The 10,385-nt window shown below is 62.5% G+C and carries 10 protein-coding genes; 9 read left to right on the top strand and 1 reads right to left on the bottom strand.

What is annotated here, in order from left to right; translation table 11 throughout:
* Window positions 1–345 precede the first annotated feature (345 nt).
* Complete coding sequence (locus PQR32_RS41660) at window positions 346–1,347, bottom strand: AraC family transcriptional regulator (protein WP_408241589.1); 1,002 nt, start codon at window positions 1,345–1,347, stop codon at window positions 346–348.
* Window positions 1,348–1,593: 246 nt separating this feature from the next.
* Between PQR32_RS41660 and PQR32_RS41665 the strand changes: the two genes are divergently transcribed.
* From PQR32_RS41665 to PQR32_RS41705, 9 genes are all read left to right on the top strand, one after another.
* On the top strand, window positions 1,594–2,649 hold the full coding sequence (locus PQR32_RS41665; protein WP_408241592.1) for a beta-keto acid cleavage family enzyme: 1,056 nt from the start codon (window positions 1,594–1,596) through the stop codon (window positions 2,647–2,649).
* Between the two features lie 65 nt (window positions 2,650–2,714).
* A complete protein-coding gene (locus PQR32_RS41670; RefSeq protein ID WP_408241595.1) occupies window positions 2,715–4,070 on the top strand; it encodes an MFS transporter in 1,356 nt (451 codons plus the stop codon).
* A 78-nt stretch (window positions 4,071–4,148) separates the two neighbouring features.
* Window positions 4,149–5,129, top strand: coding sequence for a quinone oxidoreductase family protein (locus PQR32_RS41675; protein WP_408241597.1), 981 nt, complete (start codon window positions 4,149–4,151; stop codon window positions 5,127–5,129).
* A 10-nt stretch (window positions 5,130–5,139) separates the two neighbouring features.
* Window positions 5,140–5,988, top strand: coding sequence for a TauD/TfdA dioxygenase family protein (locus PQR32_RS41680; protein ID WP_408241600.1), 849 nt, complete (start codon window positions 5,140–5,142; stop codon window positions 5,986–5,988).
* Window positions 5,985–6,533 (top strand): RBBP9/YdeN family alpha/beta hydrolase, encoded by a 549-nt coding sequence (locus PQR32_RS41685; protein WP_408241603.1) that lies wholly within the window; start codon window positions 5,985–5,987, stop codon window positions 6,531–6,533. Before PQR32_RS41680 ends, PQR32_RS41685 begins: the two co-directional genes overlap by 4 nt.
* Window positions 6,520–6,882 (top strand): Rieske (2Fe-2S) protein, encoded by a 363-nt coding sequence (locus PQR32_RS41690; protein ID WP_408241606.1) that lies wholly within the window; start codon window positions 6,520–6,522, stop codon window positions 6,880–6,882. The genes PQR32_RS41685 and PQR32_RS41690 overlap by 14 nt, the downstream gene beginning before the upstream one ends.
* Window positions 6,883–6,924: 42 nt before the next feature.
* Complete coding sequence (locus PQR32_RS41695) at window positions 6,925–8,553, top strand: 3-(methylthio)propionyl-CoA ligase (RefSeq protein ID WP_408241609.1); 1,629 nt, start codon at window positions 6,925–6,927, stop codon at window positions 8,551–8,553.
* A 99-nt stretch (window positions 8,554–8,652) separates the two neighbouring features.
* Entirely contained in the window at window positions 8,653–9,798 is a 1,146-nt protein-coding gene (locus PQR32_RS41700) for a porin (RefSeq protein ID WP_408241612.1), read from the top strand.
* A 30-nt stretch (window positions 9,799–9,828) separates the two neighbouring features.
* A complete protein-coding gene (locus tag PQR32_RS41705) occupies window positions 9,829–10,215 on the top strand; it encodes a BON domain-containing protein (protein ID WP_408241615.1) in 387 nt (128 codons plus the stop codon).
* The last annotated feature ends 170 nt before the right edge of the window (window positions 10,216–10,385 follow it).

The raw sequence follows: 10,385 nt of genomic DNA on the forward strand, positions 1-10,385 counted from the left end.
ACCGACCCGGAGCCGCCGTTCGTTACGTCGCAGCCGCAACGGCTGCTTCAGATCCTGATGCGGCCATAGAAGCAGTCATATCTCAAGACGAGTTTTTGGCCGTTCGCGGTCCCTTGCGCGACCGGTTGAAAGTGTATCCATTTTGTCTCCCGTACCAGACGTTCGCGGGTGATGAACACGATTGTCGGAGGCGACAGGCCTCGTCGCACTGTCCGAGCAGGGAGAGTCGACTGTTGAGCGGCGGATGTCTGCGCCGGGCGTCATGGCGGCTTGCGGTTGCGAGGTTTCGGTGATTCGACGACTGGATGGCGACCGCAACGTTCGAAGGCCCAAGGCGCAGCGCAATCATTTCAAATGGCTGTTGCGCCAGTCACGCGGCGTCACGCCAAAGCGTGAATTAAACCAGTTCGTGAAGGAACCCTGCTGTGCATAGCCTAGGAGTGCGGAAACCCGCCCGATGGGATAGCGTGGGTTGCCCATATAGCGCACGGCAAGTTCGCGCCTGACTTCCTCGACCAGACGCGAGAAGCTGGTATGCGCCAGTTCAAGCTGGCGCTGCATGGTGCGAACGCTCAGACGCAAATGGCGCGCAACCAGTTCGACGGTGGCCTGCTCGAGGGGCAGCAGCAAGTAGATTGCCTTGCGCACTTCCAGCGCGGTCGAGTCGACACCCGTCACGTTGAGCGAATCCGCGAGGCTCTCGGCATATCGCACCAGTTCCGGGTCAGCGGCGGGATTCGGGTAGTCGAGCTCGGCGGCGGCACACACAAAGCCATTGAAATCGCTGCCGAACTCCAACGGACAGCCGAAAAATCGTCGATGAAACGTCAGGTCTTTCGGCCCCTGATGAACGAAATGCACGGAGCGTGGTTTCCAGTGATCGCCGAGCAAGGCGCTCGAGTGGCGCCACAGAACTCCGACCGCGAGTTCGATCGCCTGATTCGTTGGGGTACCCGGTTCGACGACCAGTTCTTCACGGATGGTCACCGTTTCGCCTACGTCCTCGACGTACACAGCGAGAGCTTCGTTCAATAGATGCCGGTATTCGGCTGTCGCCAGCAACACCTCGCGTAGCGTGCGCTTGTGCGCGAGCAGGACATTTACCACACCCGTACCGAACGTCTGCCGGGTCTCGGCCATCTGCAGCGCGAAAGTCGGACATGACGCCTTTTCGGCGGTAAGTTCCAGCAGCCGGCACGCGGCGGCTGCCGGAATGCGATCGTCCGGATTTGCAAGCGCCGCGGTATCGATCCCGACTTGCTGCGCAAGCTCGACCGGGTTCAGTCCGACCCGCCGCGTCACATCGAAGTAGCCGTTCATGGCTACCGACCGCAGCATCGATTCCATCGTTATGCCTCCGCACGCGCCTTACGGGCAACGCCTTACCGTCCGGTCATGAAATGCCCGCCGCGCACAAATATCGGTGTTAACGCGCAGTGGCATGAAATGCTAAAAAGATGGCGCCCAATCACAAAAGTGTACTGCAGGATTGCCGTATCGTGCGATCTCAACGGTTCATCATGTTCCGACCAGTTTTGAAGCGGCTAGCTGTGTCGCGAGCGTCGGAATACCGTCCCCTTACTGGAGAACACGATGCAATTCCTCGACGATTCGCTGCACCCCGAGAACCAGGACAAGGTTGTCATCACAACGGCTCCGTACGGCCCGGAATGGATGCCCGAGGATTTTCCGGAAGACATTCCGGTGACAATGGAAGAGCAGATCCAGAAGGCCGTCGACTGCTACAACGCCGGCGCGACCGTCCTGCACCTGCACGTGCGTGAACTGGATGGCAAGGGCTCCAAACGCCTGTCAAAATTCAACGAACTGATCGCGGGTGTGCGCGCGGCCGTGCCGGACATGATCATCCAGGTCGGTGGCTCGATCTCGTTCGCGCCGGAAGACGACGGGCAGGCCGCAAAGTGGCTGTCGGACGACACCCGCCACATGCTGGCCGATCTCGACCCGAAGCCCGATCAGGTGACCGTGGCGATCAACACCACGCAGATGAACATCATGGAGTTGCTCTATCCGGCGTACCTGGAAGGCACGTCGCTGTCCAATCCCGCGCTCATGGCCGCCTACAGCGAAATGACGGTGCCCGCGGGTCCGGCCTGGGTCGAGGAGCACCTGCGCCGCCTGCAGGCCTCGGGCATCCAGCCGCACTTCCAGCTCACGGGCATCCATGCGCTCGAAACACTCGATCGCCTCGTGCGCAAGGGTGCCTACAAGGGTCCGCTCAACCTGACGTGGATCGGTATCGGCGGTGGCTTCGACGGCCCTAACCCGTTCAACTTCGTCAACTTCGTTCACCGCGCGCCGGACGGCTGCACGCTCACGGCCGAGTCGCTGCTCAAGAACGTATTGCCGTTCAACATGATGGCGATGGCCATGGGCCTGCATCCTCGCTGCGGCATCGAAGACACGATCATCGACCAGCACGGCAACAGGATGACTTCGCTGCAGCAGATCGAACAGTGCGTGCGGGTGGCGCGCGAACTCGGCCGCGAGATTGCCTCCGGCAAGGAAGCGCGCGACATCTACCGCATCGGTGTGCAGTACGAGACGGCCGACGAAACGCTCGCGGCCAACGGCATGGCGCCGAATCGCAAGGCCGGCGTGAAGAACCTGCCGCTACGCGCAGCATAAAGGCTCCCCTTTGCCCTCCAGGGCAAAGGCGGTCGCCAACGAGCTGGACACGAAGGAGACGACTCATGTTCACCCATGCCGAGCCCACCACGGCCGACGTTTCGACAACGCCAAAAGACGTGCCCGCGTATGCGTGGGTGGTATTTGCCCTGACCGTGGGCTTGCTGCTCTCCGACTACATGTCGCGGCAGGTGTTGAATGCGGTGTTTCCGATGCTCAAGGCCACATGGAATCTTTCGGACACCCGGCTGGGTTCGCTGAGCAGTGTGGTCGCGCTGATGGTCGGCGTGCTCACCTTTCCGCTGTCGGTGCTCGCCGACCGCTGGGGCCGCGTGAAAAGCATTGTCCTGATGGCGGCGCTGTGGAGTCTCGCGACGCTCGGCTGTGCACTCTCGACGAACTATAACGAAATGCTGCTCGCGCGCGCCTTCGTCGGTATCGGTGAAGCCGCGTATGGCAGTGTCGGCATTGCGGTTGTCCTGAGCATCTTTCCGGCACGGCTGCGCGCGACGCTCACCGCCGCGTTCATGGCCGGCGGCGCGTTCGGTTCAGTGCTGGGCATGGCGCTAGGCGGTGCGGTTGCGGCTCACCTGGGCTGGCGCGCGGCGTTCGGTGCAATGGCGGCCCTGGGGATCATGCTGGTCGTTGTCTACCGGTTCGCCATCACCGAAAAGCGGCTCGCGCCGCTGCAACCGGCAAACGTGGGCCGTCGGACGCAGGGCGCCGGCGTGCGCATGAGCCTGCGCGCGCTGATGAAAGGACTCTTTTCTACAAAGTCGGTTGTGTGTGCCTACGTCGGCAGCGGCATCCATCTGCTGGTTCCCGCAGCGGTATGGGCGTGGATGCCCAGCTTTCTGAACCGCTACTACGGCATGCCCGCCGGCAAGGCGGCCATGAGCGCGGCCGTGTTCGTGCTGGCCACTGCGCTCGGCATGGTGGTGTGCGGAAATCTGACCGACCGGCTCAGCAAGCATGCGCGGGAAAGGAAGTGGAGTACGGCTGTCGCCTTCTGCCTGATCTGCTTCGTGCTGCTCACGATCGGTTTCCGGATGCCGGCGGGTCCGGCACAGCTCGTCGTGATTGGCGCCGGCATGTTCTTCTGCGCAGGCGCGACCGGCCCCTCAGGCGCGATGGTGGCGAACCTCACCCCACCGTCGATCCATGCGTCGGCGTTTGCCACGTTGACGTTGGCGAATAACCTGCTGGGCCTGGCACCTGCTGCCATCCTGACGGGCATTGTGGCTGACCGGATCGGGCTGCTCGGCGCGTTGCAACTCGTGCCGTTTGCGCCGCTCGTCGCGGCGGCCGCCTTCTTCATCGGCAAGCGGAACTATGGCGTCGACCTCGATCGCGTGAGTGCCCTGCGCGAACAGGCCAGCGCTGACCCAAGGGTCACCGGCAAGCTTAGGCCTGGCAAGTGAACCTGAGAACGGGACGGACACCACCGTCGCCGACCAAATTTAAGTTTGTAGTTCGAGTAAAGGATAGGAGATTCGAAAATGGCGAAAGCAGTGCGTTTCCATGAGACCGGCGGTCCCGAAGTTTTGCGCTATGAAAACGTTGAAGTGGGCGACCCCGGTCCCGGGCAGGTTCGCTTGCGGCATGAGGCAGTGGGCCTGAATTTCGCCGACACCTACTTCCGCAGCGGCCTCTACCCCGTGCCGATGCCTGCAGGCATGGGTGTCGAGGCTGCAGGTGTGGTCGAGGCAATTGGTTCCGATGTGATCAACGTCGCGGTCGGCGATCGCGTGACCTACACCGGCTTTCTCAACACACTCGGCGCCTACAGTACCGAACGCCTGGTCCCGGCGGCTCCGCTCATCAAGCTGCCGGAGGTGATTTCCTGCGAAACGGCTGCCGGCATGACGATGCGAGGCCTGACCTCGTCGTACCTGATGCGCCGCATCCACGATTTCAAGGCGGGTGACACCATCCTGCTGCATGCCGCCGCCGGCGGTGTTGGCCTGATTGTGTCGCAATGGGCGAAGCTGCTGGGTCTCACCGTAATCGGCACGGTTTCGAACGAGGCCAAGGGCGAGGTGGCCCGCGTGCATGGCTGCGACCACATCGTCTACTACGGCCGCGAGGACGTCGCGAAGCGCGTGCGCGAACTGACCAACGGCGTCGGCGTGGACGTCGTGTTCGACAGCGTCGGCAAGGATACCTTCGAGGCGTCGCTCGATTCGCTCAGGCGCCGTGGCCTGATGGTCTGCGTCGGTACCGCGTCCGGTCCGATCCCGCCGTTCAATCCGCAGATTCTGGCAATGAAGGGCTCGCTCTACCTGACGCGTCCCGCGCTGGCGGACTATATCGCCGACCCCGCCGAGAAGGACGAACTCGCCGGCGAACTCTTCGGGCATGTCGCCGCAGGCCGCATCAAGATCGAACTCAACCAGCGTTACGCGCTTGAGGAAGCGGCGCAGGCCCACCGCGACCTTGAATCGCGCAAGACGACGGGCTCGTCGGTCTTCGTCATCTGAGGAGAACGCCATGCGAATCGAACAATTAACGTGCGCGATCGGCGCCGAACTGGTCGGTGTGAACCTTGCCGATGCCATCGACGATGACGGCCTGTTCGCCGGGATCCGCGCGGCACTGCTCAAACACCGGGTGCTGTTCCTGCGTGACCAGGACATCTCGCGCGCGGAGCATGTTGCATTCGCGCGCCGTTTCGGTGAACTGGAGGACCATCCTGTCGCCGGCAGCGACCCGGAACATCCGGGCCTCGTGCGCATCTACAAGAACCCGGATCAGCCCAACGACCGGTATGAAAACGCGTGGCACGCGGATGCCACCTGGCGCGAGGCGCCGCAGTTCGGCGCTGTCCTGCGCTGCGTGGAATGCCCGCCAGTCGGCGGCGACACGATGTGGGCAAACATGGTCCTCGCCTACGAGAACCTGCCAGACCACATCAAGACCCAGATCGCGGACCTGCGCGCCCGCCACAGCATCGAGGCGAGCTTCGGCGCCGCGATGCCGATCGAAAAACGTCTCGCTCTTAAGGCGCAATTCCCGGACGCGGAGCATCCCGTTGTGCGCACGCACCCGGAGACCGGCGAGAAGGTGTTGTTCGTGAACGCCTTCACCACCCATTTCACCAATTACCACACGCCGGCGCGCGTGCGCTTCGGGCAGGACGCCAATCCGGGCGCGGGTGAGCTGCTGCGCTATCTCATCAGCCAGGCCTGCATCCCCGAGTACCAGGTCCGCTGGTGCTGGAAACCCAACAGCATCGCGATCTGGGACAACCGCAGCACTCAGCACTATGCAGTGATGGACTACCCGCCGTGTCACCGCAAGATGGAGCGCGCCGGAATTGTCGGTGACAAGCCGCTATGACACCGACCATTCTGATGGTGCCGGGCTTGCGCGACCACGTCGCGGAGCATTGGCAAACGCTGCTGGCGCAGAGGCTGCCCAAAGTGGCCTCAGTGCCGCCGCTCGAGCACGACAAACTCAGTTGCGCGGCACGCGTCGCGGCGCTCGATGCTGCCCTCGCGAAAATCGATGGTCCGGTGCTCCTGGTCGCGCATAGCGCGGGCGTGATGATCACGGTGCATTGGGCCCAGCATCACAGCCGCAAGATTCACGGCGCACTGCTCGCCGCTCCGGCCGATCTCGAGACGTTGCTGCCGGCAGGCTACCCGGCCTTCGACGTGCTCGCTCAGAACGGCTGGCAGCCGATTCCACGAAAGCCGCTGCCGTTTCCGAGCATCGTCGGTGCGAGCCGCAACGATCCGCTCGCGCAATTCGAGCGCGCCGCGGCGATGGCGAAGGACTGGGGCAGCCGGCTCGTCGACCTTGGCGAAGTCGGTCACCTGAATCCGGCTGCAGGGTTCGGTGAATGGCCGACGGCAGAGACACTGATCCATGAACTCGTCTGATCAGATACCGCTTGGCGCGGTCGATGAACTCGCGCCAGGCCGGCGCAAACTGGTCTTCGTCGATGGCCGCAGCATCGTCCTGTTCAATATCGACGGCACGATCCACGCGATTGACGACTCGTGTCCGCACCAGGGAGCCTCGGTCGCAAACGGTCAGCTGGAGGGGTGCGTGCTGCGCTGCCCGGCCCACGGTCTGCGCTTCGACCTGCGCACCGGCTGCATGCCGGGCGTAGCCGGGTTGAGCCTGACGACTTTCCCGGTCCGGGTCATCGACGGAAAGCTGTTCGTGAGTCTCGACGATCCGGCCGCCAGTCCCGCGCAGGCATCGGGATGCAATGCGGCACCGTGATCCAGGCCGCGCCGGAACATGCAGTCATTCAGGGGAACAAGGATGCAAGGTTTGATGATGCAGCAACCGCTACTGGTTGCGTCGCTGCTCACGCACGCTGAACGCCACCACGGCGAACAGGAAATCGTGTCACGACGGGTCGAAGGCGACATTCACCGGTATCGGTACCGCGAATTTGCGCAACGCGCTCGCCGCATGGCAAATGCCCTCGCAGGCCTCGGCATCCAGCAGGGCGAACGGGTCGGGACGCTGGCGTGGAACGGCTACCGTCACATGGAACTGTACTTCGCGGTGTCCGGGGCCGGGTCCGTATTGCATACGCTCAATCCCCGTCTGCATGTCGATCAGCTCGCGTACATCATCGAGCACGCGGAAGATCGCGTCGTGTTCTTCGACTTGACGTTTCTACCGCTGATCGAGAGCGTCGCGCCGCGGGTCAAGGGCCCGAAGGTCTTCGTCGCAATGACCGACCGAGCGCATATGCCACAAGACCATGGCCTGTCCACGAAGCTGCTGTGCTACGAGGATCTCATCGACGGTCACGGCGACGCTTTCGACTGGCCATTGCTGGACGAAAACAGCGCGTCGTCGCTGTGCTACACGTCCGGGACGACCGGCCATCCGAAGGGAGTGCTATACAGCCACCGCTCGACCCTACTGCACACCTACGCGGCGGCGCTGCCGGATTCGCTGAACTGTTCGGCGCGCGATGTGATCCTCCCGGTCGTGCCGATGTTCCATGTGAACGCGTGGGGACTGCCGTATATCGGCTGCATGGTGGGTGCGAAGCTGGTGTTTCCGGGGCCGGCACTGGACGGCAAATCGCTCCATGACCTGATCGAGGACGAACAGGTCACGCTGTCGGCCGGCGTGCCGACCGTCTGGCAGGGACTGCTTGCGCATGTCGACGCGATCAGGGGTTCGTTTTCGTCGATGAAGCGCACGATTATCGGCGGCGCGCCTTGTCCGACCGCGATGACGATGGCATTCCAGACGCGCCATCGCGTCGATGTACTGCACGCATGGGGCATGACGGAATTGAGCCCGGTCGGCACGGTCTGCAGTTTCAAGGCGCATCAGGTATCTCTGCCTGTAGAGGAGCGCTACGCGCTCCAGGCGAAGCAGGGGCGCGCGCTGTTTGGCATCGACATGAAAATCGCCAACCCCGCAGGCAATGATTTGCCGTGGGACGGCACCGCAACGGGTGACCTCTTCGTGCGCGGTCATTGGGTCACGCAGGCGTACTTCGGCCATGACGGCAGAACACCGCTGTACGACGGCTGGTTCCCGACTGGCGACGTGGCAAAGATCGATCCCGACGGCTTCATGCAGATCACGGATCGCAGCAAGGACGTCATCAAGTCCGGCGGGGAATGGATCAGTTCGAGCGACATTGAAAACGTCGCGTATCTGCACCCCGAAGTCACGACGGCGGTCTGCATCGCCGCGCGGCATTCGAAGTGGGACGAGCGACCACTGCTGCTAATCGTGAAGAAGCCCGGCAGCACGCTCGCTGCGGACGAACTGCTGACGTTCTTCGACGACCGGGTTGCGAAATGGTGGAAGCCGGACGCCGTGGTGTTCGTCGACTCGGTGCCGCTCGGCGCAACGGGCAAGGTGCTCAAGAACCGGTTGCGCGATCAGTTCGGCGATTACTACCTGTCGGCGTGAGACACCGACCTGGCAACAACACAGTTTCATTCAAGCAGTAAGCAATAAACCATAAGCTGCCGGGTCCACCCGGCGCGCCTCAAATCTGGAGGAGACACAATGAAATTGAAGTCGAGTATCCTGGCAGTGCTGATAGTTTTTTCGGCGACGGCCCATGCCCAGTCGTCGGTTACGCTCTATGGCGTACTCGACACTGGACTCCTTTATCAGAGCACCTCGGCCGCAACGTTTCAGCCGACCGCGCGCAACCAGGGACATGTTTATCAACTCAAGGACGGCGGCATCTATGCCAGCTACTGGGGCTTGAAGGGAAGCGAAGACATCGGCGGCGGCTACAAGATCACGTTCAAGCTGCAAGGCACGTTCAACACCACGAACGGCAAGTTCGGGCTGTCCGACACGCCGGGCACGACTGCCCTCTTCAACCAGTTTGCGACGATCGGGGCAACCGGGCCGTTTGGCACGTTCGACGCCGGCCGGCAGATCATCCCGATGATCTATGCGATGGCGGAAACGGACGTACGCGGCGCACAGTATTTCGGCAGCATCCTGACTGCGTGGCTGGGCGTGAATCAGGCGGCCGGCTGGCCCGGCACCAGCACGAACGCGCCAATCGGCGCCCTGTATGACAGCAACGCGCTGGTCTACACTTCGCCGAAATTCTACGGCGCGTCGCTTGCGCTCGAGTTCGCGCCGGGCGGGGTCGCGGGACAGTTCCAGGGTGGCACGCGCGAGTCGGCCGTGCTCAAGTATTCGAATTACGGTCTGAACCTGTCCGCGGTGTACTACAACGGGCATGACACTAACCCGTATCCGCTCACTTACCCGGCGGCTCCGGCTATACCGGCGACCGGCCTGAACAATAACCGCTTCTACTATTTTGGTGCGATGTACACGATCAGCGGCTTTTCGGTATCCGCCTCGTACGCTATTGGCAGGAACCCGGCGAAGAGCAATAGCGCCGACTTCGAAATGGCGTCGGGTGGCCTTGGCTATCAGTTCAGTCCCGCCTTCAGGATCACGTCCGGCTACTACTACTTGAAGGACCGGAACAATTCCGCGAATCATTCGAGCGAATTCGCAGTAGGTGCGGAGTACAACCTGTCCCTGAGGACCAAGGCGTACGCGCAGGTCGGGTATGTCAACAACAGGGGGACGATGAACCAGACGATCATTTATGGAGCCCCGGTTGCGCCGGGTGCCTCCACCACTGCGGCCATGGTCGGCATTCGCCATGCCTTCTGATTCCGTCACTTTCATGAACCGGAGTAATCCATGAAAACAATCCACGCACTCGAATTGGCAATCGCCGCATGGTTCGTTACCGCTTCCACGACGGCGTGGTCCCAGACCGGTGACGCAGCCAGTGCGCCCGCCAGTGCGCAGGGTGCGTCCGTGATCGCGGCATCGGGCGCGGTGGCTCCCGCGGGCAGGAAAGCGGACCGCGCCCTGCGCCGCAGGGTCTATGCCGCCATCGGGAAGGACAAGGAAATCAGCGCCGGAGACATCAGTGTCATCGCGAAAGACGGTGCGGTGACACTGAATGGCACGGTCATGGAAGCTGCCCAGATCGGCAAGGCCGAGTCGATCGTCAAGGGCGTTTCCGGAGTGACATCGGTGACCAACAAGCTGGCGGTGAAGAAACCGTTTGGCGGCATGTAAACTGCCATAGTCAAGCACGGAGCGCGGTGAGGCCGAAGACAACTGGTCATGCCGACTTCTACCAATCCGTGGCGATGTCCGATAAGGCGACCTCGCGCAGCCACCGCCTCCTTGCGAGCCCGAAGCGGACGCTCAAACGGCTTGGGTTGCATCTCGTCCAACGTCTGTAA

The organism is Paraburkholderia dipogonis (assembly GCF_046027395.1).
Taxonomy (GTDB): domain Bacteria; phylum Pseudomonadota; class Gammaproteobacteria; order Burkholderiales; family Burkholderiaceae; genus Paraburkholderia; species Paraburkholderia dipogonis_A.

Bases quoted from the DNA above. Each gene is read 5' to 3' on its own strand.
- PQR32_RS41695 (WP_408241609.1), top strand. From the start codon at position 6,925: ATGCAAGGTTTGATGATGCAGCAACCGCTACTGGTTGCGTCGCTGCTC.
- PQR32_RS41660 (WP_408241589.1), bottom strand. From the start codon at position 1,347: ATGGAATCGATGCTGCGGTCGGTAGCCATGAACGGCTACTTCGATGTG.
- PQR32_RS41670 (WP_408241595.1), top strand. From the start codon at position 2,715: ATGTTCACCCATGCCGAGCCCACCACGGCCGACGTTTCGACAACGCCA.
- PQR32_RS41705 (WP_408241615.1), top strand. From the start codon at position 9,829: ATGAAAACAATCCACGCACTCGAATTGGCAATCGCCGCATGGTTCGTT.
- PQR32_RS41690 (WP_408241606.1), top strand. From the start codon at position 6,520: ATGAACTCGTCTGATCAGATACCGCTTGGCGCGGTCGATGAACTCGCG.
- PQR32_RS41675 (WP_408241597.1), top strand. From the start codon at position 4,149: ATGGCGAAAGCAGTGCGTTTCCATGAGACCGGCGGTCCCGAAGTTTTG.
- PQR32_RS41665 (WP_408241592.1), top strand. From the start codon at position 1,594: ATGCAATTCCTCGACGATTCGCTGCACCCCGAGAACCAGGACAAGGTT.
- PQR32_RS41685 (WP_408241603.1), top strand. From the start codon at position 5,985: ATGACACCGACCATTCTGATGGTGCCGGGCTTGCGCGACCACGTCGCG.
- PQR32_RS41680 (WP_408241600.1), top strand. From the start codon at position 5,140: ATGCGAATCGAACAATTAACGTGCGCGATCGGCGCCGAACTGGTCGGT.
- PQR32_RS41700 (WP_408241612.1), top strand. From the start codon at position 8,653: ATGAAATTGAAGTCGAGTATCCTGGCAGTGCTGATAGTTTTTTCGGCG.